28 protein-coding genes, 1 pseudogene and 1 CRISPR repeat array are annotated in these 26,974 nt (G+C 34.5%); of the genes and pseudogenes, 18 read left to right on the plus strand and 11 right to left on the minus strand.

Translation table 11 applies throughout. The features are described 5' to 3' along the window. The 6 genes from METIN_RS02775 (at position 1) to METIN_RS02795 (ending at position 5,375) form a co-directional block, all read left to right on the plus strand. Positions 1–408 (plus strand): CopG family ribbon-helix-helix protein, encoded by a 408-nt coding sequence (locus tag METIN_RS02775; RefSeq protein ID WP_013099973.1) that lies wholly within the window; start codon positions 1–3, stop codon positions 406–408. 255 nt (positions 409–663) lie between these two features. Beyond that, a complete protein-coding gene (locus METIN_RS02780; RefSeq protein WP_013099974.1) occupies positions 664–2,079 on the plus strand; it encodes an MFS transporter in 1,416 nt (471 codons plus the stop codon). A gap of 57 nt (positions 2,080–2,136) precedes the next feature. Beyond that, a complete protein-coding gene (locus METIN_RS02785; protein ID WP_013099975.1) occupies positions 2,137–4,149 on the plus strand; it encodes a molybdopterin oxidoreductase family protein in 2,013 nt (670 codons plus the stop codon). Between the two features lie 63 nt (positions 4,150–4,212). After that, the gene (locus METIN_RS02790; RefSeq protein WP_013099976.1) at positions 4,213–4,617 is read left to right on the plus strand and encodes a nucleoside-diphosphate kinase; all 405 of its coding nucleotides are present in this window, start codon (positions 4,213–4,215) and stop codon (positions 4,615–4,617) included. Next, positions 4,617–4,790 (plus strand): class III signal peptide-containing protein, encoded by a 174-nt coding sequence (locus METIN_RS07540; protein ID WP_013099977.1) that lies wholly within the window; start codon positions 4,617–4,619, stop codon positions 4,788–4,790. Before METIN_RS02790 ends, METIN_RS07540 begins: the two co-directional genes overlap by 1 nt. After that, positions 4,791–5,375, plus strand: a complete 585-nt coding sequence (locus tag METIN_RS02795) for an AAA family ATPase (protein ID WP_013099978.1) — start codon at positions 4,791–4,793, stop codon at positions 5,373–5,375. Here METIN_RS02795 and METIN_RS07630 read toward each other — a convergent pair. From METIN_RS07630 to METIN_RS02815, 5 genes are all read right to left on the minus strand, one after another. Beyond that, positions 5,372–5,542, minus strand: coding sequence for a hypothetical protein (locus METIN_RS07630; protein ID WP_157198811.1), 171 nt, complete (start codon positions 5,540–5,542; stop codon positions 5,372–5,374). The two genes, METIN_RS02795 and METIN_RS07630, sit on opposite strands and share 4 nt — an antisense overlap. 220 nt (positions 5,543–5,762) lie before the next feature. Beyond that, on the minus strand, positions 5,763–6,152 hold the full coding sequence (locus METIN_RS02800) for a 30S ribosomal protein S8e (protein WP_013099980.1): 390 nt from the start codon (positions 6,150–6,152) through the stop codon (positions 5,763–5,765). Positions 6,153–6,242: 90 nt separating this feature from the next. After that, complete coding sequence (locus tag METIN_RS02805) at positions 6,243–7,313, minus strand: tryptophan--tRNA ligase (protein ID WP_013099981.1); 1,071 nt, start codon at positions 7,311–7,313, stop codon at positions 6,243–6,245. Continuing rightward, on the minus strand, positions 7,307–8,059 hold the full coding sequence (locus tag METIN_RS02810) for a dihydroorotate dehydrogenase electron transfer subunit (RefSeq protein ID WP_013099982.1): 753 nt from the start codon (positions 8,057–8,059) through the stop codon (positions 7,307–7,309). Before METIN_RS02810 ends, METIN_RS02805 begins: the two co-directional genes overlap by 7 nt. Beyond that, entirely contained in the window at positions 8,043–8,882 is an 840-nt protein-coding gene (locus METIN_RS02815; protein WP_013099983.1) for a tRNA (adenine-N1)-methyltransferase, read from the minus strand. The genes METIN_RS02810 and METIN_RS02815 overlap by 17 nt, the downstream gene beginning before the upstream one ends. Positions 8,883–8,947: 65 nt before the next feature. Here METIN_RS02815 and fbp point away from each other — a divergent pair, with 65 nt between their 5' ends. Then, the gene (fbp, locus tag METIN_RS02820; RefSeq protein ID WP_013099984.1) at positions 8,948–10,108 is read left to right on the plus strand and encodes a fructose-1,6-bisphosphate aldolase/phosphatase; all 1,161 of its coding nucleotides are present in this window, start codon (positions 8,948–8,950) and stop codon (positions 10,106–10,108) included. Positions 10,109–10,142: 34 nt separating this feature from the next. Next, complete coding sequence (locus METIN_RS02825) at positions 10,143–10,436, plus strand: DUF211 domain-containing protein (RefSeq protein ID WP_013099985.1); 294 nt, start codon at positions 10,143–10,145, stop codon at positions 10,434–10,436. A 223-nt stretch (positions 10,437–10,659) separates the two neighbouring features. Here METIN_RS02825 and cfbD read toward each other — a convergent pair whose 3' ends face one another. Then, complete coding sequence (gene cfbD / locus METIN_RS02830) at positions 10,660–11,685, minus strand: Ni-sirohydrochlorin a,c-diamide reductive cyclase catalytic subunit (protein WP_013099986.1); 1,026 nt, start codon at positions 11,683–11,685, stop codon at positions 10,660–10,662. Between the two features lie 37 nt (positions 11,686–11,722). Here cfbD and METIN_RS02835 point away from each other — a divergent pair, with 37 nt between their 5' ends. The 5 genes from METIN_RS02835 to cofD all read left to right on the plus strand — a co-directional run bounded on the left by METIN_RS02835 (position 11,723) and on the right by cofD (position 17,265). Beyond that, the gene (locus METIN_RS02835; RefSeq protein WP_013099987.1) at positions 11,723–12,859 is read left to right on the plus strand and encodes a geranylgeranyl reductase family protein; all 1,137 of its coding nucleotides are present in this window, start codon (positions 11,723–11,725) and stop codon (positions 12,857–12,859) included. Between the two features lies 1 nt (position 12,860). Continuing rightward, complete coding sequence (locus METIN_RS02840; protein WP_013099988.1) at positions 12,861–14,753, plus strand: ATP-dependent DNA helicase; 1,893 nt, start codon at positions 12,861–12,863, stop codon at positions 14,751–14,753. A gap of 18 nt (positions 14,754–14,771) precedes the next feature. After that, positions 14,772–15,173, plus strand: coding sequence for an acylphosphatase (locus tag METIN_RS02845; protein ID WP_013099989.1), 402 nt, complete (start codon positions 14,772–14,774; stop codon positions 15,171–15,173). A gap of 74 nt (positions 15,174–15,247) precedes the next feature. Next, positions 15,248–16,369, plus strand: a complete 1,122-nt coding sequence (locus METIN_RS02850; RefSeq protein WP_013099990.1) for an MJ1255/VC2487 family glycosyltransferase — start codon at positions 15,248–15,250, stop codon at positions 16,367–16,369. Beyond that, the gene (gene cofD, locus METIN_RS02855; RefSeq protein ID WP_013099991.1) at positions 16,363–17,265 is read left to right on the plus strand and encodes a 2-phospho-L-lactate transferase; all 903 of its coding nucleotides are present in this window, start codon (positions 16,363–16,365) and stop codon (positions 17,263–17,265) included. The genes METIN_RS02850 and cofD overlap by 7 nt, the downstream gene beginning before the upstream one ends. Here cofD and leuS read toward each other — a convergent pair. Both leuS and METIN_RS02865 read right to left on the minus strand, forming a co-directional pair. Further along, a complete protein-coding gene (gene leuS / locus METIN_RS02860) occupies positions 17,257–20,028 on the minus strand; it encodes a leucine--tRNA ligase (protein WP_013099992.1) in 2,772 nt (923 codons plus the stop codon). The two genes, cofD and leuS, sit on opposite strands and share 9 nt — an antisense overlap. A gap of 14 nt (positions 20,029–20,042) precedes the next feature. Beyond that, the gene (locus METIN_RS02865) at positions 20,043–20,384 is read right to left on the minus strand and encodes a DUF555 domain-containing protein (RefSeq protein ID WP_013099993.1); all 342 of its coding nucleotides are present in this window, start codon (positions 20,382–20,384) and stop codon (positions 20,043–20,045) included. A 208-nt stretch (positions 20,385–20,592) separates the two neighbouring features. Here METIN_RS02865 and METIN_RS02870 point away from each other — a divergent pair, with 208 nt between their 5' ends. From METIN_RS02870 to rpsS, 5 genes are all read left to right on the plus strand, one after another. Next, a complete protein-coding gene (locus METIN_RS02870) occupies positions 20,593–21,594 on the plus strand; it encodes a 50S ribosomal protein L3 (RefSeq protein WP_013099994.1) in 1,002 nt (333 codons plus the stop codon). Between the two features lie 12 nt (positions 21,595–21,606). Further along, positions 21,607–22,356, plus strand: coding sequence for a 50S ribosomal protein L4 (gene rpl4p, locus METIN_RS02875; protein WP_013099995.1), 750 nt, complete (start codon positions 21,607–21,609; stop codon positions 22,354–22,356). Between the two features lie 10 nt (positions 22,357–22,366). Continuing rightward, positions 22,367–22,627 (plus strand): 50S ribosomal protein L23, encoded by a 261-nt coding sequence (locus METIN_RS02880; protein WP_013099996.1) that lies wholly within the window; start codon positions 22,367–22,369, stop codon positions 22,625–22,627. Positions 22,628–22,651: 24 nt separating this feature from the next. Beyond that, positions 22,652–23,380, plus strand: a complete 729-nt coding sequence (locus METIN_RS02885; protein ID WP_013099997.1) for a 50S ribosomal protein L2 — start codon at positions 22,652–22,654, stop codon at positions 23,378–23,380. An 80-nt stretch (positions 23,381–23,460) separates the two neighbouring features. Further along, on the plus strand, positions 23,461–23,916 hold the full coding sequence (gene rpsS / locus METIN_RS02890; RefSeq protein ID WP_013099998.1) for a 30S ribosomal protein S19: 456 nt from the start codon (positions 23,461–23,463) through the stop codon (positions 23,914–23,916). Positions 23,917–23,966: 50 nt separating this feature from the next. Here the strand turns inward: rpsS and METIN_RS02895 are convergent. From METIN_RS02895 to METIN_RS02905, 3 genes and pseudogenes are all read right to left on the minus strand, one after another. Beyond that, positions 23,967–24,311 (minus strand): annotated as a pseudogene (locus METIN_RS02895) (HepT-like ribonuclease domain-containing protein). After that, positions 24,304–24,612 (minus strand): nucleotidyltransferase family protein, encoded by a 309-nt coding sequence (locus tag METIN_RS02900; protein ID WP_013100000.1) that lies wholly within the window; start codon positions 24,610–24,612, stop codon positions 24,304–24,306. Before METIN_RS02900 ends, METIN_RS02895 begins: the two are co-directional and overlap by 8 nt. Positions 24,613–24,626: 14 nt before the next feature. Then, positions 24,627–25,724: a GTPase gene (locus METIN_RS02905; RefSeq protein ID WP_048203333.1), complete on the minus strand. Its 1,098-nt coding sequence runs from the start codon at positions 25,722–25,724 to the stop codon at positions 24,627–24,629. A 109-nt stretch (positions 25,725–25,833) separates the two neighbouring features. Continuing rightward, a CRISPR array of direct repeats spans positions 25,834–26,609; the repeat unit is 37 nt; unit sequence GTTTCCATCCTTGTTTTAATGGACTGGCGATTCAAAC. Positions 26,610–26,974 lie beyond the last annotated feature (365 nt).

Consider the following 26,974-nt stretch of genomic DNA (forward strand, 5'->3'; position numbering starts at 1 on the left):
ATGGTAAATGTTGAGAGGATAAGTATCTCATTCCCCAAGTTTTTGCTAAAGGAGATAGATGAGCTTGTTAAGAGTAAGGGCTATTCAAGTAGAAGTGAGCTAATAAGAGATGCTGTTAGAAAGTATGTTCTTGAGAGCAACTCCTTAGATAGAGAAGGGGAGGTTAGTGGAATTATAATTTTAGTGTATAAGCCTACAAAAGAGAATATGGAGAAGCTTAATGAGCTCTATTTAAAACATAAGGAGATTATAAAGTCTATGTGCCATGGCTATATAAAAACTTCATGTGGTAAGGATAAGAAGACAGAGCTTTTTATTGTTAGTGGAGACTGTAAAGAGATAAAGAGCTTTTATGAAGAACTTATCAAGATAGATAATAAGATTTTTGACAAGGTAATAATTTTTTAATACTTTTTATGAAAAATTTCTAAATAAGTAATAAAAATTATACTTTACTCTTTTACACCTGTGTCAAAAACATTTTTATACTATATTATGAATGATATAAACCAGAAATAGGTTTCCTACTTCTGGAAATCCTACTTAGAGATTCTAAATCTTTCAACAATTTTCCAACATTCAATTTAAAAATGTTTGAATTTATTACTTAATAGGGAAATAGGCTTCCTAATTCCTAAATTTATAAATAGGAGGTGAAACAGAATGAAAAACAACAATAAAGAAAAGAAAGAAAAGAAAAAAGTAGGAATTATTGAAGCTTTAAAGAGTGGAGATATAAAGACTTTAATAGCTTCTTTAATTTACTTTGACACTGGTTTCATGGTTTGGCTACTGTTTGGACCAGCTTTAGGTTTATTTATAGCTCAAGAGCTTGGTCTATCTCCAGCTGAGAAAGGGTTTATGGTTGCTATCCCAATACTTGCTGCAGCCCTCTTTAGAATTCCATTTGGTTATATGTATCAAGCCATTAATGGGAAATATATTGCTTTAGCAGGGATAATTCTTTCAGCTCTCCCTATAATTTATGTTAATCTATTCCCAATAAACTATACAACCTTACTAATCCTTGGAGCCTTCTTAGGAATTGGTGGGGCAAGCTTTGCCATAGCTCTACCAATGGCTGGAAGTAACTATCCTAAGAAGTATCAAGGCTTAGTCTTAGGATTAGCTGCTGCTGGTAACTTAGGGGCTATGATGGATGGGCTTATCTTCCCACCCATTGCTGAAACCTATGGTTGGAGAACAGCTGCTTTAGTAGCTTTAATATTCTTGGCTATAGCATTCATACTCTGTTACTCTTGGATTAAAGATAGTTGTCTAAAAAGACCAGAGTTAAAGTATCATGCTATCTTCAACTTCATAGTTACATTTATCTCATTGATAGCATTTACTCTCATACTCTATAGTGGAATTATTGGAATCAGTGGAAAGTTTGGACTCTTACTCTTGCCTATCATTGTAGGAGCCATATCTATACTTCTATTAGATAAAACCTACAGAAATGCTTTAAAGAAGAGGGATCCTTGGATTTTCATGCTCTTCTATGCCATAACCTTTGGTGGATTCGTTGGAATGTCTGGATCAGTAGCCTTTATCTTAAATGGCCAGTATGGCTTTGACCCAGTGTTGGCTGGAATGATTATGGCTCTCCTATCATTCACAGGAGCTTTAATAAGGCCTATTGGAGGTTGGATCTCTGACAAAATTGGGGGAGTTAAAGTATTATTAGCTGTCTTTACAGCTATAGCATTCTGTGACTTAGTTTTAGGTTTATTCTTACCTCCTGCATTCATAGGAGTTCCTCTACTATGGTTACTATTTGTAGCATTTGGTTTAGGAAATGGGGCAGTGTTCCAATTGGTTCCTCTAAGATGGCCAAGAGCCACAGGGATGGCTACAGGGTTAATTGGAGCTGCTGGAGGGGTTGGAGGCTTCTACCTATCTTCAACCATGGGGTTGGCTAAAGAATTAACAGGTTCTTATGGGTTAGGTTATATCATCTTTGGAGTCATCTCTTTAATAGCCTTAACAGCTCTATACTTCTTAAGACATGAGTATCACTCCTGGGGTTATGTTAGAGAAGAAGAAGTTAAAAAAGAAGTTGTAGTTTGTGAGTAACTCTTTTTCTCTTTTTTAATTTTTAAATTAAAAAATTAAATTTTTTTGGTGAGATAAATGGATATTTTTAAAGCTCAGTGTCCTTACTGTGGAACAGGTTGTGGCTTAGAAATCATAGTTAAGGATGATAAAATAAAGATCAGAGGAGATAAAGAGCATATAGCCACTAAAGGAAGTGTATGTATAAAAGCTGTTCATCTTCCTAAGGTGTTTGATAGAGGAAGGTTAGATAGAGTTCTCTATAGAGAGAGTAAAGAGGAAGAATTTAAAGAGATTGATTGGAACTTAGCTTATAAAATTTTAAAAAATAAGTTAAATTCACTATCTCCTGAGGAAACTTACTTCTATGTCTCAGGACAGCTCTTTACAGAAGATAGCTATGTTATTAATAAGTTTGTTAAAGGCTTCTTAGGGACAAATAATATAGACTCTAACTCAAGGCTCTGTGTAGCTACAGCAGCAACTGCCTATAAATTAGCCTTTGGCTCAGATGGAGTTCCTGGCTGTTATGATGATATTGATGATGCTGACACTTTCATCTTTATAGGCTCAAATGCTGCATGGGCACATCCTGGAATCTTTAGAAGAATCTTAAAGAGAAGGAAAGAGGTTAAGATTGTTGTTATAGACCCAAACTATACTGAAACAGCTAAACATAGTGATAAATGGATAGAAATTAAAGCTGGCACTGATACAGCCTTTTTAAATGGAGTTCTCTACATACTCTATAAAAATAATTGGATAGATTGGGACTTTATTAAAAACTATACTGAGGGATTTGAAGAGCTTATAAAGGAGATAGAGAAATATGATCCTAAAACTGTGGCTAAGATCTGTGAGATTGATGAAGAAGATATCTATTATGTGGCTGAGCTCTTTGCAAAGAGTAGAAAACTTATAACTTTTTGGACCATGGGGGTTAATCAATCAACAAATGGAACCATGAAGGCTTTAGCTATTATAAACCTTCACTTAGCCACTGGAAGATTAAATGATAAAGGCTGTCCCTTCTCTCTAACTGGACAATGTAATGCCATGGGAGGTAGGGAAGTAGGTTATTTATGTAATGGCCTACCTGGGTTTAGAGATGTGAGAAATGAAGAAGATAGGAAATTTATGGAAGAGTTTTGGGGAATAGAGAGAGGAAAAATTAAAGAGAAGCCAGGATACTCAATTACTGAAGCTATTGATAAGATATTAGAAGGGGAAATTAAATTTTTATGGATTGTCTGTACTAATCCAGCTGTATCTATGCCAAATCTAAATAAGTTTCTTAAAGCTCTTAAAAAAGAGGATCTCTTTGTTGTGGTTCAAGACTCTTACTTCACTGACACTTGTAAATATGCTAATCTTATCTTACCAGCAGCTCAGTGGGGAGAGAAGGAGGGGGTGATGACAGGAGGGGATAGAACAGTAACCTATTGTAGCAAATTTAGAGAACCTCCAAAAAATGCTAAACCAGATTGGAAGATATTTACAGAGTTGGCTCAAAGAATGGGTGGAGAAGAGTTATTCCCATATAAAAATAGTAGAGAAATCTTTGAAGAATTTAAAAGATGCACAAAAGGAAGACTCTGTGACATTTCAGAGTTTAACTATGAAAATCTGCCAAAAAGATGGGGAGGAAAACATTTATATAAAGATTTAAAGTTCCCTTCAGGAAAGGCAAGGTTTCACATCACTAAGTATGAGGAGCCAGATGATGAAGGTTTTGACTATATATTAACAACTGGAAGGCTTAAAAAGCAGTGGCACACTATGACAAAAACTGGGAAGGTTGAAGAGCTATTAAGAGGAGAAGATATTCCTTATGTACTTATGAATGAAGATGATGCTAAAGAGCTTGGAGTTAATGATGGAGATGAAGTTTTAATAGTTTCTAAGAGAGGAGAGATTAAGAGAGTAGTGAAATTAGGAAAAATTAAGAGAAAACATTTATTTACTCCATTTGGATACAATAGAGAGTTTTGTGACACTCCAACCAACTTAGTTACAAAGGATAAAGTTGATCCTCTATCAAAAGAGCCAGAGCTGAAATTTACAGGAGTAAAGATTGTTAAGATTGATTGAAAACTTTTTTATCCTATCTTTTTTAATAAGGTTAATTAATTAAGCTATTTTTTAGGTGGTTTTATGGAGAGGACATTAGTGATTATTAAGCCAGATGCTGTTAGGAGAAAATTAATAGGAAAAATTATTGAAAGAATTGAAAATAAAAATCTTGATATAGTTAAGATGAAGATGGTTAAACTAACCAAGGAAGAGGCTGAGGAATTCTATAAAGAGCATAAGGGAAAAGAGTTTTACAACAGCTTAGTAGAATTTATGACTTCTGAAAGGATTGTTGTGATGGTTATAGAGGGAGAAAATTGTATAAATATTATAAGAAAACTAATAGGTAAAACTGATCCAGCTGAAGCAGAGCCAGGGACTATAAGAGGAGATTTTGCTTTAAAATTGCCTGAAAATGTTGTCCATGCCTCAGACTCTAAGGAGAGTGCTGAGAGAGAAATTAAATTTTTCTTTGGTGAAGAATAATGAGAGGACAAATTTCCTTAGAGTTTGCCCTATTTATGGTTATTGTTGTAGCCTCTTCTGCTATAGTAGCTTACTATCTTGTACAAACTGCTTTAAGTATTAGAGACTCTGGAATAGAATCAATAAATAAATCTGCAAACACTGCCAAAGAGGTTTTAAGTAGAGTGAGCTAAATGCTGATTGGAATAACAGGAATGCCTGGGGCTGGGAAAGGGGCTATCTACAAAGTAGCTAAAAAATTGAATATTCCAATAATCTCTATGGGAGATGTTGTAAGACATGAAACAATTAAGAGAGGCTTAGAGCTAAACCCTAAAAATGTTGGGGATACAGCTATCTGGTTAAGAGAGAAGTATGGGAAAGAAGCTATAGCTGTAGCCTGCTTAAATTACATAAATGAAAAGTTAAAGGATGAGGAAATAATTATTATTGAAGGCTTAAGAAGCTTGTATGAAGCTGATTACTTAAGAAAACATAGGCCTTTAATTATCATAGCCATACATGCCTCTCCTAAAACAAGGTTTGAGAGGTTAAAGAGTAGAGGGAGGGAGGATGATCCAAGAGATATTAGAGATTTCATAGAGAGAGATTTAAGGGAGTTAAACTTTGGGATAGGGGAATGTATAGCTCTTGCTGACTTTATGGTGGTGAATGAGAATAAAGATTATGATACATTTTTAAAAGAGTTGGAAGGGATTGTCAAAAAAGTTATTGAAAATAAGGAGAGGTTTAAAGAGCAAATCCAATATAGAAGTTAGATATTAGATTCAATAACTATCTTTTCTGGACATGCCTTCTTAATCTTCTCAAAAACTTCATCTCCCTTCTCTTCTTGGCTTAACATAATACTGGAGTTACAGATAGGACAAGATGGTAGATTAATGTCACAAACCTCAAACTCTTCAAACAATAAGGATAGCTTCATAAGAACGGATGGATCGTTACTACACAAGTCGCAAAAGAGAACGAAATCGTAATCGCTTAGGGCGATGCCGAGGTTATTATATTTGTATTTGCAAACTACCAAAACTTTCATGGCATCACCAAAAATAACAAACTGTATTATTATTGAATAACTCATATAAAAAACTTTCTATTTTGTTAGTTTAAATATTTAAATTAAAAATAGAAAAAATAAAAAAGAATTATTCTTTAACAAGAACAGCATTGACAGTTCCATCCTGCCCTGGTCTGGAGGTTACTTTTGCTAAACCTAACTCAGTTTCTATAATTGCTCCTTTTGTAATAATGTTTCTTCTAACATAGTGTATATTTGCACTATTCTCTTTAACTCCTAAGATCTTAACCTTCTTACAAGTATTTGTCTCAGGATCCATAACATTAGCATAGGCTGTTTTAACAACCTTAACCTTTAAGTTTCCTCCCATCACTCTAACTTTCTTCATCTTGTATCCTTCATCTGTAACATGTGTCTCTATTGGTAATCTACCCATCTCTCTCTTTCTCTTCTTTCTAAACTTTTTGTATAATCCTCCTGTTGGTTTTCTTCTACTTCTTTTTTGCCAAACTCCCATAAGTGTTTCACCTTTTTATAAGCTGATTATGATTTAAGTTTTAATAGTTCCAAATACTATATAAAAATTTTATGCTCTTAATTGAAATATCTATATAAGCTCCAATGCTTTATCTAAAACCTCATCTCTTCTCTCCTTAAGCTCTTTAAGGAATTCTACAACTTTATTATAGGCTATCTTTTTACACTTACCACAGGTTAGCTCTCCTCTCTTACAGCTTTCATAAATCTCCTTAAGTTCTTTATCATCTAAGATTAGGTGGTAGAGGAAGAGCTCATAGATAACACACTCCTCTGGAATTCCACCATATTTCTTATGTTCCTCTAAGGTTTCCCTACCTCCAGTTTTAGCCCTAAAGATTTTTTTCTTAACTACTTCAGGAGAATCTGTTAAAAATATAGCTGTTTCTGGCTTTGATGAGCTCATCTTTCCTCCTAAGAGCCCTCTCATAAATCTATGGTAGGTGGAGGATGGAGGAGTTATTTTAACTCTCTTAGCTATATCTCTTGTTAACCTTATATGAGGATCTTGATCTATTCCCACAGGCACAACAACAGGAAGAGGGGAGGGTTCAAGATTCTCATCAAACTCTGGGTTTAAGATGTCAGAGACTTGAACAATTGGAGCAAAGACATGGCCAATATTGGTTTCTCCAGTGAAGCCATAAATGGCTTTCATCTCATTGAAGTTTGTTCTCTTAGCCAACCTTAGGGAAAGGTCTTTAACCTTCTCATTCTTTGATTGTAAATATATCTTAACCTTCTCAGGATCTAAGCCAAGGGCTAAATAATTAATAATATATTCATTCAAAGCTATCTCCTTAGCCTTCTCAAAGCTTATATTTCTTGCCCAATAGGCTTCCAAGTCTGCTATTGGAATGTAAATTTTATCTGTAAACTCTTGGTAGAATTTTAAGATATCAACAACCATCTTATGCCCAAAATGCATCTTTCCAGAGGGCATCATTCCACTGACAACAGCAAAGTTATCATTCTTTTTTATAGCTTCTAAGATTCTCTCAAAGTCTCTATGTCCAAAAATAATCTTTCTTCTAAATAGATGGAAGTCATTGAACTCATTAAAGTTAAATTCCTTAATCCCAAACTTTTCCATAGTTTCTTTATAATCTATAGATTCTGGAGTTTCCCAGGGTGTTAGCAAAGTCTCACCTTTCTACCACATTCATCTCTCTTATACTTTCCAAACTCTTTAATATACTTCAGCTGAAAGCTGTTAAATACAGGGCCATCTCTACAGACACATAAGCCTTGGTCATCAACACAGCACTGACCGCAGATTCCTATGCCACACTTCATATATCTCTCCATAGAAACCTGAACTGGAATAGGAGAGAGCTCTAAAACCTTTTTCATCATAATTTCAGGGCCACAAGTAATAATAAGATCATAGCTCTCTAACTTTAGCTCTCTTAACTTCTCTGTTGTATATCCCTTAAAGCCACAGCTTCCATCATCAGTACATAGAATTAATTCATTTGAATATTTTTCAAACTCTTCCACAAATAATAGCTCTTCCTTACACCTTGCTCCTAAGATTGTTGTTACCTCAGCCTTCTTAGAGAATTCTTTTACAGCTGGCAGTATAGGAGCTGAGCCAACACCTCCAGCTATAGCTAAAACTCTATCTCCATAGGGTTTAAAGTAAGAGCCATATGGTCCTCTAACCCCTAAGATGTCTCCTTCTTTAAGCTCATGCATCTTCTTAGTAAACTCTCCAACCTTGGCTATGGCAAATTTATCTTCATCTAAAAAGCTGAATGGTTTTTCATCAACTCCAGGAAGCCAGAGCATTGCAAACTGTCCAGGCTTGAACTTAATTTTTTTATTTATGACTATAGTTTTAACTGTTGAACTCTCTTCAATAACTTCTTTAACTTTCACTATCATCTTCACTCTCCTCAGGTGGAACTCTGGCAAAGGTTATATAACCTGTATGCCCTATCATCCTTGTTGAGGGTCTAACTCCTTTCTCAGAGATCTCTATAACTCTCTCTAACAACTCATAAGTCTCTATATCCCAAAATCCTTCCTCTTTTAACTTCTCAACTACCTTCTTAGTTTGCTCAATATATGGAAGATAAGTAATAATTCTTCCTCTCTTCTTGTTCAAAACCTTCTTTGCATTCTCAATAACATTCCAAGGGTCTGGCATATCTAAGACAATAACATCTACATCTTTCTCATCTATCTTCTCTCTAACATCTCCTAACTTAAGGGTTACATTAAATAAGCCATCCTCAACTTCAACATCATCATCAAACTCTTCATCTAAACCAACAATCTTATCACCTTTTTTAATAGCTCCAACCATTAATAAGTTTCTCCTTGCAACCTTTAGAGATTCTACTCTTATATCATAACCTATAACCCTTCCACTCTTACCAACAGCATTGGAGAGATACATGGTTAAAGCTCCTGATCCTACTCCAGCTTCAACTACTGTTTCTCCCTCTCTAATGCCCCCTCTTGCTAAGATAAAGCCTATGTCCTTTGGTAGTAAAGTGGTTACATTCCTCTTCATCCTCTTTAAAAAATCATACATTGTTGGCTCAACTAAGTAAAATTTATAGCCCTTATGGGAGTAGTAAGTTTTTCCCACTTCTTCAAGCTCAACAACTCCCAAGTCTGTACCAAACTTTTTAACATCCTTCTTTAAAAGATACTTCTTTCCTCTCTCATCAACTAACAACTTTGGATACATATCCATCATCTTAAAATTTATATAATGCCACTCTATAAATTATTATTCAAATTAAAAAGTTTTTAGGTGAGAACTTGGAAAATGAGAAGATAACAGTAAGTGTTATTAAGGCAGATGTTGGTGGATTGTGTGGGCATACCTTAGCTCCTGAAGATCTCTTAGAGGCTTGTGAAGGAGTTTTAGAAGAGGCTGTTGATGAGATAATAATTGATTATTATGTAACAAGATGTGGAGATGACATAGACTTAATCATGACCCACAAGCTTGGCTGTGATAATGAAAAGGTTCATGGCTTAGCCTGGAAAGCCTTTGAAGAGGCTACTAAGGTGGCTAAAGAGCTAAAACTCTATGGAGCTGGGCAAGATCTGTTAGCTGACAGCTTCTCAGGAAATGTTAGAGGTTTGGGTCCAGGATGTGCTGAAATGGAATTTGTTGAAAGGAAGAGTGAGCCAATAGTTGTCTTCTGTTGTGATAAAACTGACCCAACAGCATTTAACCTACCCCTATTTAAGATGTTTGCTGATCCATTTAACACTGCTGGTTTAGTCTTTGACCCATCTATGATCTCTGGTTTTAGATTTGAGGTTCATGATGTAATAGGGCATAAGAAAGTTTACTTGGACACTCCTGAAGAGATGTACATGCTCTTAGCTTTAATAGGAGACTATGAGAGATATGCAATTAAGAGAGTTTATAGAAGAAAGGATAATGAGATAGCTGCAGTTGTCAGTACTGAGAAGATCAACTACATAGCTGGAGAATATGTTGGAAAAGATGACCCTGTTGCTATTGTAAGAGCTCAGTCTGGATTCCCAGCAGTTGGAGAAGTCTTAGAGCCATTTGCCAATCCTCACTTTGTCCCTGGATGGATGAGAGGAAGCCACTGGGGGCCATTGATGCCAGTTTCAGAAGAGGATGCTAAGCCTACAAGATTTGATGGACCACCAAGAATTATGGCTTTAGGTTTCCAATTATGTGATGGAATGTTGGTAGGACCAAATGACTTATTTGAAGATAAAGGATTTGATAGAGCAAGAGAGAAAGCCTTAGAGATGGCTGACATTATAAGAAGAATGGGTCCATTCCAGCCTCATAGATTACCAGCTACAATGATGGAATATACAACAGTACCTAAGGTTTTAAAGGCTCTTGAAGATAGATTTATTCCATTGGAAGGTTTAGAGTTAGTGGAGGAGGGAGGAGTTAAGAGAAAGGATAGGGGAGATGTTGAATAACTCTTTTTAAAATTTTTTTTAAGGGTGGGATTTGGTGAGTAGGATAAGAAGAATGGTTTTAGATATCTTAAAACCCCATGAGCCAAAAATAACTGAGATGGCTTTGAGGATAACAAAGATTGAGGGAGTTGATGGGGTTAATATAACTGTCTATGAGATTGACAAGGAAACAGAGAATGTTAAAATAACAATAGAGGGCTCTGACTTAGACTTTGATAAAATTCAAGAGGTTATAGAGGAGTTAGGAGGAACTATTCATAGTATAGATGAGGTTGTTGCTGGGAAAAGAATAATAGAGGAGGTTAAGACTCCTCAGGATAGACATTAAATTCTTTAAGGCAAAAATATGGGGAAAGTAGCAATCATACATAATAAAGAAATGGAAACTTTATATATATGGTAGAAAGAATTTATCTGTGAGGAAGTTGGTGAAGGAATAATATTAAAAAAAGATAAGAGTGGGGAGTAATAGGAATTGAAATTCTTTACTTTACAAAGGAAGATATTCCATTTGAGTTCTTGAATATTTCAAATGTTATTAAAGAGGAGATCTAACCTATAAAAAGCTCTAAACTCTCTCCAAATCTTGATCTAACTATATCTCTCTTACCTAAAACCTTTGCATGGGCATCAAGCTCTATGACAGCGTAGTCATAAAGCTCTTTTATTGGATAATAGGTTCTTGGACCATCACTAATAGCTATTTTTATAACATCTTTACCCAACTCCTCAACTGGAAGAGCATGGGGAACTCCAGAGACAACTATTACATCAACATCTAACTCTTTTAAAATTTTAACAGCCTTCTCTCCAGCTATGGGATACTCATCTAAAGAGCCAGTTATATAGTCAGGCTTGAATCTCTTAAGTATATTTTTAGCATCTTCCCTTATCTTCTTTAACCCTCTCTCAGTTGATAAGTTGGCTATATTGACACAATCAAAATATTTATTTAAAACTATCAATGGGTGAGTAAATAAATAAGCTGTCTCTTTTTTGGCATTCAATACACAAGCTATTTTTTTAGCATCCCTTAGCACTTCCAAAGCTTCCTTTAAATCATCATCATAGCTTGGCTTTATATACTCTCTCTTAGCCATCCCTCTCTTCTTCTCCACTTCAGTAGCCTTCTTTAGTAAAAACTTTTGCCTCTCAAATTCTTCCTCATCTATTAAGCCAAGCTTTAAAGCTGATTCCATAACCTTTATAGCTCCTATAGTGTTGTCACCTAAACCACTATGGACTTCAACAGGAACTATAGTAGTGTTCCTATAATTTACATAGTCCCATAAATTCTCTCCTATAATCATACTTGCACAAGTTCCAACCAGGCCAATAAATTTATAACCTTTGTCAATAACATAATCTAAAGTTCTCTCTAAGTTCTCTTTACCTCCAAAGATTATAGAATCTTCATTAAGGCTTGTTGTAAAAACCCTTACATTATCCATCTCTAAGAGCCTTGCTGTTCTAAAACAACAGCCAGAGGGGCCATGTAGGATAATGGCTTCAACTCCCAAATCTCTCAGCTGATACATAGCTGCAGCTATTGGTGAAGGTCTTGGATGGAAAAACATGGGCTTAACACCTTAAAAACTTTTTGAGGTTCTAACTATGGATGTTGTTATCATTGGTGGAGGAGTTGCTGGATGTATAACTGGGGAAAACATTGATGGAGAGGTTTTAATTGTTGAGGAGCATCCTGTTATAGGGGTTCCCTTACAATGTGCTGGGATCATTAGTGTCAATGCTTCTAAGGAGTTGGGGTTTCCCAAGGGGTTGGTTAATGACATTAGAGGGGCATACATATACTCTAAGAGCAATGTCATTAAAATAGGTGATGATAGGGTTAGAGCCCATGTCTATGAAAGGAAAATTATGGATAAAGATATTGCCAAAAGAGCAGCTAAGAAGTGTAACTTTCTATTAAAAAGTTTTGCTGACATCTCTGATAATAAAGTAGTTATCAACAGATTAGGAGAGATTATAGAGGTTAAACCTAAGGTTATTGTCAATGCTGAGGGTGTTAGGGGCTATATAGGGAAAAAATTAGGATTAATAAAGAGAAGGGAGATATTATCAGCAGTTCAGTTGGAAATGGTTAATGTAGATATAGATGATGACTTTGTTCACATCTTCTTAGATAAGAGATACTCAGAGAGCTTCTTCACCTGGATTATTCCAATGGGAAAGGATAGAGTTAGAGTTGGTCTATTGGATAAGAGAGATGCTTATAAAAAGCTGATGAAGTTTATAAATGAGAATGAGATAGCTAACGAGCTATTAAAAAAAGCCACTCCTGTAGAGTTCTCCTCTGGAGCCTTGCCAATTGGCTACTTAGAGAGAACAGTTAAAGACAATATCTTAATGGTTGGAGATTCTGCCTGTCAAGTAAAACCCTTAAGTGGTGGAGGTCTTTACTACTCAGCCATCTGTGGAAAGATTGCTGGGGATGTTATAACTAAATATTTAAATGGAGAGATTAATAACTTAGATATTTATGACAAGCTATGGAAGGAGAAGATTGGAGAGGAAATAAAAAGATCTCTCTTACTTAGAAGGCTATTTTTAAAGTTGAGTAATGAAACCCTTGATAAGATAATTTACAAGCTCTCAAAAAGAGAAGATTTAATTGATTACATAAATAAATATGGAGATATGGATAGACAGGGAGAGTTAGGATTAAAGATTTTAAAGCTTCTTGACCTCAACTTAGGCTTCAACATAATAAAGGACTTTTTAAGGTTTTAGCATGAACTTTTTAGAGTTTGTTAGCAAAAAATTTCCATACTCAACTATAAGGGAGCCACAGAAGAAGATGATGCTTAGTATTTACAACTCTATAATTAATAGAAAGCATCTGATAGTTGAAGCTCCTACAGGGGTAGGAAAGACCTTAGCCTACTTACTCCCAGCTATATACTTTGCTGAGCAGGGAAAGAGAATTTTAATTCTAACTGAAACCATAGACCAGCAGAAGAGAATCTTTGATGAGTTGAATAGACTAAATCATAATTTAAAGGTTTCCTATTTAATGGGAATTAGGAATTATACATGTAAAACTCTGAATAGGAAAGCTAATAGGATATTTTGCAAAATAAACTATAGATGTAGATATAGACCAAATAAAAAACCTATCTGCTTCTGTGGGATGAGAAAAATTAAGGTTGGCTCTCTTTATTACTGTCCTCTGTGTGTCTGTGAATATAAAAAATGTAAGTTGGAGAGCTTAGTTTCTAATATAGTGGTTATGAATAACACTATGTTCTTCTACTCAAAAGAGGACTGTAGAGACTTTGACATTATCATAGTTGATGAAGCCCACAAGTTAGAGGATAGTATTAGAAGAGCCTTAACAATTGAGATAAATCCTGACACTTTGATAGAGAGATTAAAGTATATGGCCTTTCATTACTCTCCAAGTGTTTTAAGGAAGAGGATGACACATGATAATGTCTTTGATTTGTTAAAGAATTACTTAGATGGAGTAGATATAGATCTTTACAGAAGAGCTTTAATCTATGATGATGGAGAGCTTGACTCTTTTTACAACCTTACTAAATCAATTCTATCCTCTATTTTAAATGCATACTATAAACTAATAAAACTTAAAGAGAAAATTTTAGAGTTTGAGGAGAATGAAGAAATTAAAGAGGAGATAAAGTTTGATTTAGATTTTAAAGACATATGCTTAGTTGAGCTAAACTTTATAAATAAAGTTAAGAGCTCAGATCTTCTTTTTAATGAGTTCTTTGAGAATATTAGTAAATTAAGATTAAGTGATAACTATGTCCTTTATAGATCTGGGAACTCTTTAATTTATGAGCCTGTCTTTGTAAATAACTATTTAAAAACTTTGTATGGGAATGCTGTTGTTATCCACTGCTCTGCAACTATAGGAAGTTTTAAAAGCCATGCTCATAGAACAGGGTTGGAAGATGCTAACTTTTTAAGGTTGGAAAGTCCATTTCCAATGGATAGGAGAGAGATAATAGCTTTAAAAGATGGAGCCAATATGAAGTATGAGGTAAAGGATAGAGAGAAGGCAAATGAAATTATTTTAAAGATGTTGGAAGCTATAAATGACAATACTTTAATCCTCTTTAAGAGCTTTGAAGATCTTGAAAACTTCTATAACTATTTAAAATTAAGGATTGATAAGTTAAATCTAAGAAATAAAAAGATTCATGTTTATGAGAGAGGGATGAGTGGAGAAGAGGCTAAAGAGCTACAGGAGAGGTTTAAAAAAGAAGGGGGAATTTTGTTAGCAACAGGTAGATTTTCTGAAGGTGTCGATTTCCCAGGGGAAACATTGGTTGGGGTTATTATAGACTCTCTTCCCTTCCCAGTTCCAACCCCTTTACTAAAAAAAGAGAGAGAAATATTAATGAAAAGAGTAGGTAGTTGGGAAGCATTTCTATTAACTTCCTTTGACAGGATGGCTAAAACTCTTGTCCAGATGATAGGAAGGCTAATTAGAACAGAAAAGGATTATGGGGTTGTTGTTATCCAAGATAAAAGGTTTTATGAGTGGGTTGGAGACACTTTAAGAAGAAGAGGCTATATTAGGGATTATAAGGTTATGAGTGTAGGTGAAGCTATAAACTATATTCCAAGATTTATAAAGAAGTATAAAAATACATAATTTTGGTGATTATCTATGATGACTTATGAGCTTAAAATATATGGTAAGGTTCAGCATGTTGGTTTTAGAGATAGAATTGAGAATATTGGAAGAGGTTTAGGAATTAGTGGGATAGTGTATAATCATAAAGATGGAACTGTTAGAATATTGGCTAACTTTGATGATGAGGAGATTAAAGAGTTATTTAAGAGAAGTATCAAAGCCTTAGAGAAGAGGGATAAGTTAATTAAAATTGAGAAAATAGAGGAAAGAGAGTTAAATACTCCTGAAGGAATAAATAGAATATCCTCTGATGATCTAATTGAGCTAAATAAAAAATTAGATGAAGGAGTTAAATATATAAAACTAATTTTTGGAGAAATGGAAAAGATGAATGAGAAGTTAAATAAAATTATTGAACTCTTGGATAAGAGACTTTAGCTAAATAGAAAGTTTTAAAATCTTAGTTGAAATATTATTAGTTAATTGTTTAAAAATTTTTTAGAGTGAGATTTATGAAGATACTTATCTCTGTATGTGGTGAGGGGTTTGGGCATACAACAAGATGTTTAGCTGTTGGTAATGCTCTAAAAGATGAGTTTGACATAGCATATTTAGCCTATGGGAAAAGTAAAGACTTCATAGAAAGCTATGGCTTCAGAGTTTTTGAAACCTATCCTGAAATTAAATTAAAAGGGAAAGATGGAAAGTTTGACATCAAATCAACCTTATTTAATAAAGAACATTCTCCAAAAAAAGCTATTAAGAGAGAGTATGAGATTATTAAAAAGTATCAGCCAGATTTAATAATAACTGATTGTAAATACAGTACAGCAGTGGTTGCCAAGCTATTAAAAATTCCAGTGTTCTGCATAAGTAATCAGAACTATACAAAGTATAAGATAAAGACTGATATCTTAGTTTATCCTACCATGGCCATCTTAAACTTAATAAATAAGAGATGTGAAAAGTTCTTAGTTCCAGACTTCCCTATGCCTTACACTATTTGCCAATACAATATAAAGCCTATATCTAACTTAGAATATTTAGGGCCTTTAATAAGATATGACAATGTTGATAATGTTGATAATGATGGCTATATTTTAAGTGTTATTGGTGGTTTTGAATACAGATATAAAATTTTAGAGAGCTTGGCTGAACTTGCTATAAAAAATGATTATCATGTTAAATTGGTTTGTGGAAGTTATGAGGTTGCAAGTAGGTTAAGAGCTAAGTATAGTAGAAAAAATATAGAAATAATTCCAATAACTAAAGATATGGATGAACTAATGAGAAGAGCTTCTCTTATAGTATCCCATGGAGGACACTCAACAATCATGGAAGCCCTCTGCTTTGGAAAGCCTTTAATTGTTATCCCAGATATGGATCATCCTGAGCAGTGTAATAATGCTAAGAAGGTTCATGAGCTAAGATGTGGAATCTCTCTAAGTTATAAACAACTAAATCAGTTGGAGAGAGCTATTGAGGAAATTGAGAGCAATAAAGTTTATAGAAAAAATGCTAACCACATGAGAGAGCTTTATGAATGCTACAATGGGAAAGAGAATATTAAGAGACTAATTTATCAGTTCTTCTCCAACTATGGAGGAGAGAAGTTTAAGGTGAAGATATGCTAATTCTCTCTGGTGGAACAGGGACACCTAAATTACTACAGGGGTTAAAAGAGCTCTTAGATAACTTTACAGTCTTAGTTAATACTGGAGAAGACCTCTGGCTAAACAACCTCTATGTTTCTCCTGATGTTGACACTGTTTTATATACTCTCTCAGATTTAATCAATGAGGAAACTTGGTATGGGGTTAGAGGAGATACTTTTCACACCCACGAGCAGTTAAAAAAGCTTGGAGTTGATGAATTTTTAAGAATTGGTGATAAAGATAGAGCTTTAAAGATACAGAAGACTTTACTTTTAAATAGAGGATATAAACTCTCAGAGGCTATAGAAATTCAGAGGAAAGCTTTAGGAGTTAAATATAAAGTTCTACCTATGACTGATGATAGGGTTGAAACTAAAATCTTAGCCAACATAGATGGAAGAAAAGAGTTACTAAAGTTCCATGACTTTTGGATCAAGAGAAAAGGGGAAGTGGAGGTTTTAGATGTTATCTATGAAAATTCTTTATATGCTAAGCCTCCAGAGGAGTTTTATAAGCTCTCCTTTGACAAGGTTATTATTGGCCCTTCAAACCCTATAACCTCTATCTTTCCAATTTTAAGTATAGAGGATATTAAAAAAGAGCTTATGAAAAAGAAAGTCTTGGCTGTCTCTCCATTTATTGGCTCTTCTCCAATCTCTGGCCCTGCTGGAAAGTTGATGAAGGCTAAGGGTTATGAAAGCTCAGCTGTTGGAGTTTATCAATGCTATAAAGACTTTTTAGACATCTTAGTTATAGATGAAAAAGATAAAGAGTTGGCAAGAGAGATAGGGTGTGAAGTCTATACAACCAACATTTTAATGAAAAGCTTAGAGGATAAAATAAGATTAGCTAAAGAAATATTAGAGTTACTCTAAGTATATAGCTGGCTTGAATGGGATGGCTACTCTTTTCTTGTTTGCTTTATCTTCTCCATTTATAATTATCTCAGCATTGAACTCTTTTTCTAAGAACTCTTTATTTTTCTTTAACACCTCTTCCTCATCTATGTCTAAGGCTCTAAGCTTAATTAAATGATTAACTAACTTTGGCACTTCCTTACCAAACTTCCTAAATTCAGGATCTTTCATGATCATCTTAATGATCTCCTTGGCATCCTTATCTTTATTTTCATTTATAATCTTTAATATTTGGCATTTCCAAGGCTCTGCTGTATAAATATAAATTCTCCTTGGCTCAGTCTTTGTAATCTTTATAATCTCTCTTATATCTTCAATCAACTTCTTAAGATAATCTTCAATAAATTCAATTTCATCATCTATTAGCTCTTCCTTAGCTTCAGGAATTCTTTCTAAGGAGATAAAGTTTTTCTTTCCCAATAGTTCCCATAGCTCTTCAGCTAAGTGAGGGGTGAATGGAGCAAACATCTTAACCAAGGTTTCACAGTAATTTAGTAGTAGCTCTTTATTATTCCCTCCTCTTCTTCTGTACCAATGTATATATTCATCAAGTAAGTAGTGAGACAATAAGATTCCAGCCTTTCTTAGCTCAAATTCTTCCATAAGTTTGTGGTAATCTTTTAAAGCCCTGTTTAGCTTACTCAATAACCATCTATCTATTTCTCTCTCTTCAGAGTCTTTCATATTGATAACTTCTTTTGTAAAGTTGTATAGCCTTTCTAAAACTCTCTTTGTTTTTTCAAGCTCTGAAAACTTGATATCAGCATCTTGTGGAAGCTCTGCACAAGTTGTTATATAAAACCTTCCTACATCAGCCCCAAAGGTTTCAGCAACCTCTAAGACAGGGAGTAATGGACCTTTAGACTTAGATAACTTCTTTCCTTCAATTGTAACATAACCATTAACCACTATTCCTCTTGGCCATAACTCCTCTGGGAAGATGGCTACATGGTTGAAAATGTAGAATGTTAAATGATTAGGAATTAAATCCTTAGCTGAGCATCTCCAATCCACTGGGTAGTAGTAAAGGAACTCTTCCCTCATCTTTTTTATTAACTCCTTATCTAAGCCACTATCTTCACTAACTTCTTCTAACTCTCCCTTTCCTAAGAAGATGTAGTCAAAGAGCTTTATAGTTAATTGTTCTGGCTTTATATTATATTCATTTACATACTTAGCTATAGTGTAATAAGCTGGGTAGATGGTTGAGTCTGATAAAGACTCTATGATCCAACCTTCCTCAAATGGAAACTCTGTTCCTAAACCTCTTCTTCTTACACAGGCTTTATCCTTCATCCAATCAATCATTTCATGGAAAACTCTTCTTAAATTCTCTGGGATAAAGTTCATTCTATCTACACACTTGTGTGCCAACTCCTTCCATTTCTTGTCAGAGTATTTTATAAACCACTGATCCTTTACAACCTTAATAATACATGGAGATCCACATCTACAAACCACTCTTTCCTCACTGAACTCATACATAACTTCAGCCAATCCCTTGTTAATTAAATCCTCTATTATCTTATCCTTAGCCTCCCTAACTGGAATTCCTCTATACTCTTGACAGTTCTCATTTAAAACTCCCTTGTGGAACTCATCTTTATAAACTTTTTTAGTAGCCTCCTCTAACTTGTCTCTCTCCTCTTGGCTCTTTATATTCATTTTTTCTACAATTTCCTTAGCTGGGAATTTCCCATAACCTTTAACCTCTATTAGTGGAATTATCTCTATCTTATCCAATAAGCCTAAATCTTTTAAGGCTATGTAGTCATAAGGAGCATGTGCTGGAACTGACATGACACAGCCAGTTCCAACATTGGTTTTAACAAACTTAGCTGGGAATATAGGAACTTCCTTATTTGTTACTGGATTTAGAACTTTTTTATTAATTAACTTCTCTCCTTTAAATTCCTCTAAGATTTCAACTTCTCTACCCTGATACTTTAACTTTTCAGCAGCTTCCTTAGAGAGGATCCAAGTTTCTCCATTAACCTTAGCTCTTACATAAGTTTTTTCTGGGTTAATCCAGATGTTTGTAACTCCAAAGACTGTTTCTGGCCTTAGAGTGGCCATTGGCATAACTTCATTATCTTCAGTTCTAAATTTAATTAATATATATTCAACTAATGTAGCCCCTTCTCCATGAAGTAAGTCATGATCCTCAACAGGGTTATCACACTTTGGACAGTACTTAACAGGGTGAGAGCCTTTAACTATATAGCCCTTCTCTTTCAGCTTATGAAATTGCCAAATAATAAATTTTTTAAAAGCCTCATCATTTGTTGTAAATTTCCTTCTCCAATCTAAGCTAAATCCCATTTTTTTAAAGGCTTCTTCAGCCTTCTTAGAGAAGTATTCAACAATATTCTCAGGGGTTGTTAGCTTTAATAAAATTTCTTCAGGGATCTTATGAAGGTTTGTATATGCCCAAATAACCTCTTCCTTCCTTTCCTTAATTTGCTCAGCCAATCCTAAAATAGGGGTTCCAGTGACATGATAGCCAAAGGTCCAGAGAACATTTTTTCCTCTCATTCTTTGATATCTTGCCACAACCTCAGGGATTGTGAAAGTTCTTAAATGCCCTGCATGTAGAACCCCATTTAAGTAGGGAAAGGCAGCAGTTATAAAGAACTTCTCCCTATTGTCAGGATCAGAAAAAAATATCTTACTCTCTTCCCATCTCTTTTGCCACTTCTCCTCTATCTTTTTAAAATCCATATTTCTCCCCTATTTTACATTTTTACAACATCAACAGGCTCTAAAGGAATATCTTTTAAGACTTTCCCTATTGTTGCCTTAGCTATCCTTATAGCATGCTCTTCACTTTCAGCATTAAACACTTTCATAGATAAGAGAACTCCTACTAAGGCTGTTCTTGCCACAACTAAGACACAGTCTATAAGCTCTCCACACTTTGGACAGACAGTTAACCCTATATCAATATCAACATAGTTCAGTCCAGCCTTGTTTAATGTCTTCCCTATCTGAGAGATGGCTACACTTATAGCATCTTCAACATCATCTATATTTCTCACAATGTAAGCTGCTTGAAGGGTTACATGGTAATTAGGCATTGGTTTCCCTCAAACTCTTTTTTTACCAAAATCTTTATATACTGATTGAATTTATTGATAAATACCAAACTTCACTATTTATAAATTTTCTTTTGGAAAGGGCTAAAAATATATAAACCTGAAAAGCCCTTTATGGGCAGGGACAGGTTATATTTATTAATTAATTTAAACACACTAATTTTTAATTAAAATTATAAGGTGAGTTTGAATGAAGTATCATACACCAAGAAGAGGTTCCTTAGGATTTAGTCCAAGAAAAAGAGCTAAGAGACCTGTACCAAGAATAAGAAGCTGGCCTGATGAAGATAAAGTTAGGTTGCAAGCTTTCCCAGTATATAAAGCAGGAATGACACATGGCTTAATTAAGGAAGACAATCAAAAAAGCCCAAGAGCTGGACAAGAGGTTTTTACACCAATGACTGTCTTGGAGGCTCCACCTATTAATGTATTTGGAATAAGGGTTTATGGAAGAAATGAGAGGAATTACTTAACAACCTTAACTGAGATCTGGGCAGATAACTTAGATAAGGAGTTAAGCAGAAAAATAAAATTACCTAAGAAAGAAGAAAGGAAAGGAGTAGAATATTTAGATGAGATAAAGGATAAAATAGAAGATGTTAGAGTTCTTGTTCATACAAATCCAAAATTAACCTGCTTACCAAAGAAGAAGCCTGAAATATTGGAGATAAGAATAGGAGGAAAGGATTTAGAGGAAAGATTAAACTATGCTAAGGAAATCTTAGGGAAGCAGTTAAATATAACTGATGTCTTCCAAGAGGGAGAATTAGTAGATACTATTGGAGTTACCAAGGGTAAGGGGTTCCAGGGAGTAGTTAAGAGATGGGGAGTTAAGATACAGCCAAGGAAGCATAGAAGACAGGGAGTAGGAAGACATGTTGGTTCTATAGGCCCCTGGCAGCCTAAGATGATCATGTGGACCGTCCCAAGACCAGGACAGATGGGCTACCATCAGAGAACTGAGTACAATAAGAGAATATTAAAGATAGGAAATAATGGAGAGGAGATAACTCCAGAAGGTGGATTCCCACACTATGGAGTTATTAAAAATAACTATGTTATCTTAAAGGGGTCAGTTCAAGGGCCTCAGAAGAGGTTAATAGTTTTAAGAAGTGCTATAAGGCCAGAAGAGCCATTAATTAAGGTTCCTGAGATAACATACATAAGTACAACACCTAAAACAAAGAAATAAGAGGGAAGAAACATGGCTAAGGTTTATAACTTAGAGGGAGAGGTTGTTAAAGAGATAGAGTTGCCAGATGTTTTTTACACTGAATATAGGCCAGACATTATAAGGAGAGCTTTCCTCTCAGCATTTACTGCAAGGTTACAGCCAAAGGGAACAGATGTATTAGCTGGTTTAAGAACATCAGCTAAGAATATTGGTAAAGGACATGGGATGGCAAGAGTTGATAGAGTTCCACAGGGTTGGGCTGTTAGAGTTCCTCAGGCTGTTGGTGGTAGAAGGGCCCACCCTCCAAAGGTTGAAAAAATTTTATGGGAGAGAGTTAATAGAAAAGAGAGACTGTTGGCTATAAAGTCAGCAATTGCTGCTACTGCAAATCTTGAGTTGGTTAAAGAGAGAGGACACATCTTTGAAGGAGAGGTTCCTTTAATTATTGAAGATGGCTTTGAGAATTTACAGAAAACTAAGGAAGTCTTTGAAGTCTTTAAGAGGTTAGGCTTAGACAAGGATGTAGAGAGAGCTAAGAAAGGAAAGAAGGTTAGAGCTGGAAAAGGAAAAATGAGAGGAAGAAGATACAAGAAAAAGAAAAGTGTCTTAGTGGTTGTTAAAGATAAATGCCCTGCTGTCCTTGCCTCAAGGAATCTTCCAGGGGTTGATGTAATAACTGTTAAAGACTTAGGAATTTTACACTTAGCTCCTGGAGGAGTTGCTGGAAGATTAACCTTATGGACAGAGGGAGCATTAGAAAAATTGAAAGAGAGATTTTAGGTGAGGAAACATGGATCCATTTGATGTTATTATAGCTCCTGTGGTTAGTGAGAAAGCTATTAGGTTAATAGAAGAGGAGAATAAGATAGTTTTCTATGTCCATAAAAAAGCTACAAAGCAGGATATTAAGAGGGCTATGAAGGAGTTGTTTGATGTAGAGGTTGAGAAGGTTAATACTCTAATTACTCCAAGAGGAGAGAAAAAAGCTTATGTCAAGTTAAAAGAAGGCTATGATGCAAGTAAGATAGCAGCAAGCTTAGGAATCTACTAAAAAATTTTCTTTAGGTGAGCTTATATGGGTAAGAGATTAGTAGCTCAAAGAAGGGGGAGAGGTAGTCCAACATACTCATGCCCATCCCATAAGAGAAGAGGGGCAGCAAAATATAGAAAATTTGATGAGTTAGAAAAGAATGGAAAAGTTGTAGGGAAAATTATTGATATCTTACATGATCCAGGAAGAAGTGCTCCAGTGGCACAGGTTAAGTTTGAAACAGGGGAAGAGAAGATAATGTTAGTTCCTGAGGGTATGAAGGTTGGAGACCTTATAGAGTGTGGAGTTGCTGCAGAGATAAAGCCAGGGAATGTCTTACCTCTTGGTTCTATTCCAGAAGGGATCCCAGTTTTCAACATTGAAACAATGCCTGGAGATGGAGGAAAGTTAGTTAGAGCTGGAGGTTGCTATGCTCATGTCTTAACACATGACAATGATACAACATATGTTAAGTTACCTTCAGGGAAGATAAGAGCCTTTGATTCCAAGTGTAGAGCCACTATAGGGGTTGTAGCAGGAGGAGGAAGGTTAGAGAAACCTTTAGTTAAGGCTGGAAAGGCTTACTGGAAGTATAAAGCTAAGGGAGTTAAGTATCCAAGAGTTAGAGGAGTTGCAATGAACGCTGTTGACCACCCATTTGGTGGAGGGAATCATCAACACACTGGGAAGCCAACAACTGTTTCAAGGAAAAAGGCTCCTGCTGGTAGAAAGGTTGGACATATATCAGCAAGAAGAACTGGAGTTAGGAAATAATTTAAATTTTCAAATTCTTTTAGCAAAAACTTAATTTGCTATTTCTAAAATTTTTTATGTTAATAAGAAAGGTGAGAACTATGGCTGGTGCAAGAAAAAGAAGATTAAAGAAAAAACAAACTATTTCAAAGAAGGTAGAGTTTAGATACAGAGGTTATACATTAGAAGAGTTACAGAAGATGCCTTTAAAGGAGTTTGTTAAGTTACTTCCAGCAAGAGCAAGAAGGACAATATTAAGAGGATTAACTCCTCAGCAGAGAAAATTAGCTTTAAAGATAAAGAGAGCAAGAAGATTATTAAATAAAGGGAAGGAGCCAAGAATTATAAGAACTCACTGTAGAGACTTTATCATAACCCCTGACATGGTTGGCTTAACCTTTGGGGTTTATAATGGAAAAGAGTTTGTTGAGGTTAAAATAACCCCTGAAATGATTGGACACTACTTAGGAGAGTTCTCATTAACAAGAAAACCAGTTCAGCATGGAGCTCCAGGGGTTGGAGCTACAAGGTCAAGTATGTTCGTCCCAATCAAGTAAATTTATTTTTTCTTTGTTTTCTATTCAATGGATTTTAAAAACCAAATATTTTATTTAATTTCTCTTAAAATTTCTTTTATTGGCTTTTCTATTTCTAAAACTTTATTTTTTGCAACATCCCAAACAATGTCTAAATTTACACCAAAATAAGAATGTATGAGTTTGTCTCTCATTCCTGCAATATTTTTTCAAGGTATATTGTTATATTTTTCTTTAATTTGTGGAGATAGGGGTTTTACAGCTTCTCCAATTATTTCAATGTTTCTTATAACTGCATCTTGTGTTTTTATATCTGATAAAAATGTTTTATAATCTATCTCTTTTGTATAAATTTTTATCCTACTTATAGCCTCTAAAATATCCATTAAAATCTCTTTATCTCCTCTTTTAGACATATATAACCCTTTTTTTAATATCTTCTTTAATTTCTTTTATTCTTATGCTTTTTAAACCTTCAATTGTGATTACATCAACTTTTTTATTAAATAAGTTTTCAAGATATGGTATTAAATTTATATAATTGTCATAAGTTGCCTGCCCTTCTTCAAATTCAACTAAAATATCAATGTCTGATGTTTCCTTCTGCTCATCTCTTGCATAACTTCCAAATAAACCAATTCTCTTAACACCAAATTTTTTTAATTCACTTTTATGTTTTCTAAGAATGTTTAAGATAATATTTTTATTTAGTTGCATAGTTTCACTTATAGTTATTTTTCCCTTGCCACAACCAAATATATATTATTTTTCCCTATTTTCCCTCCAAATTCAGAGATCTTCTCTAAATTTAATTTCTTAGAAAGATCATCAACTTTTTTCCTTCCACTATCCTTAGTTTTCTCCCCAAAAGAGATAATTAAGTAGTTGTCATCAATTTTTTTATAGCCAAGGACTGGCTTTTTTATCTTGTCCTTTAACTCTTCTTTATCTTTCAATTCTAAGAGGATAGCTTTAGCATCTTCAAGAAATGGGAAGTTTTCTAAATGCTTGGTTATAAAGCTAATATCTTTCTCTCTCTCTTGACCATACTTTTTAATGTCAACCTTATAGTAATTTAACTTCCCATCTTGATACTCCTTTATAATAGCTTTAGCTGTCCTCTTTAAATCTATTTCTCCACCTTTCTCTAAATATTTCCTTTTTTCTCCAATTCTCTTAATTAGTTCTTCATCAACTTCCTCATAATCAATATCAAAATATTCCTTTATAACATCCTTATCAAAATTATCTATCCTTTTAAGCAATTTTAAAGCTGCTGGAACAGGATTTTCAACCTTCTCCAACCTTAAGGCTCCACTTATAATTAGATCATCTTCATCCTTCATCTCCAAGACTCCTGGAGTATCTAATAGCCTAATTTTTTTGGTTAGCCTAACCCACTGCTCTCCCTTGGTTAAGCCTGCTAAACTTCCTGATATGGCCTTCCTACTTCCAGTTAGAGCATTTATTATAGAGGATTTCCCAACATTTGGATAACCAATGATTCCAACATTAACCTTTTCCTTGTTTAAGCTCTTAGCAATCTCTTTAATTTTATCTCTTAGAATTTTTGTTCCTAACCTTCTCTTAGCTGAGAGGTAAACAACCTCACCAGGGAGTAAAGATTTCCACTTCTCTAAAATTTCTTTTGGAACCAAATCAGCTTTATTTAGTACATAGATAACTTTTTTTCCTTTTTTCCTAATTTTTTCTTCTATTTCCCTATTCCTTGTTAGTTCTGGATCCCTTGCATCTAAGACTAAGAGGATGATGTCACATTCATCAATAACTTTATTAACTATCTTCTTAACTGGAACCTTCTTTCCCATCTTTTTATTCACCATCTTTTTTAAAGCTTTATTAGGCTTTTATGTAGTATAAGTTTTTTTATTGGTTTATTTTTATGTATGGATTTTAGGTTAAATAAAAATAATATTAGTTTCCATCCTTGTTTTAATGGACTGGCGATTCAAACAGGGTGAAACCAGTTGCTGGAATGTTCGACTATGACATGTTTCCATCCTTGTTTTAATGGACTGGCGATTCAAACCTAAGCTCTCTTCTCTCTAACTTGAGAAATAAAGCGTTTCCATCCTTGTTTTAATGGACTGGCGATTCAAACGTGATAGAAACATCTTTTTTATGAATTGTTTGATTGTAGTTTCCATCCTTGTTTTAATGGACTGGCGATTCAAACCATTTTGGAGCCATAGGGATAATATGGAGCTTACAAGTTTCCATCCTTGTTTTAATGGACTGGCGATTCAAACATGAAGATTGGCAAATGATTAGGCTATTATTCAAGGGTTTCCATCCTTGTTTTAATGGACTGGCGATTCAAACTGTTCCAAACACAGATGAGTGGTTAGATTGGGCTATCAGTTTCCATCCTTGTTTTAATGGACTGGCGATTCAAACGAAAATCTCTTAAAATACTTAATGAAAATGAAAATCTGTTTCCATCCTTGTTTTAATGGACTGGCGATTCAAACACACAACAACTTTACGACTTCCTGAAGTGTTTACAGTTTCCATCCTTGTTTTAATGGACTGGCGATTCAAACAGTGCAGATGAAATACAAACTAGAAGAAAACCATTGAAGAGTTTCCATCCTTGTTTTAATGGACTGGCGATTCAAACTTTTAGACAAACTAAAGAAATGGGGGCTAATAGAAAGTTTCCATCCTTGTTTTAATGGACTGGCGATTCAAACCCTTAATGTCTGCTCTTATTTTATATCGAAACTCCTATAAAAAACTTTCTTTTTTAACCTGAGTTTTCTTACTGGTTGATTATTGAACCCCTATATAAAAGTAAGAAAGATTGTTTCCTCCATTTAAAAATACTATGCACAACCATTAAAACAAAGCTCAACAATTAACCCTTATTTCACTAAAAATAAAGTCTAATTAAACCTAAAATATATAAAATAACAGCAAATAAACCAAAAAACTAAAAAATCACAATTCTCCAACGAAAAAATCAGTATTACTTTTCCACAATTTTCTCGTACCAATTTCCAACAACCCCTATATAAAAGCAAGAAAACTTAATTAAAAACTTTAATAGCGATATCTA

Source organism: Methanocaldococcus infernus ME, from assembly GCF_000092305.1.
GTDB lineage: Archaea > AGJL01 > Methanococci > Methanococcales > Methanocaldococcaceae > Methanocaldococcus > Methanocaldococcus infernus.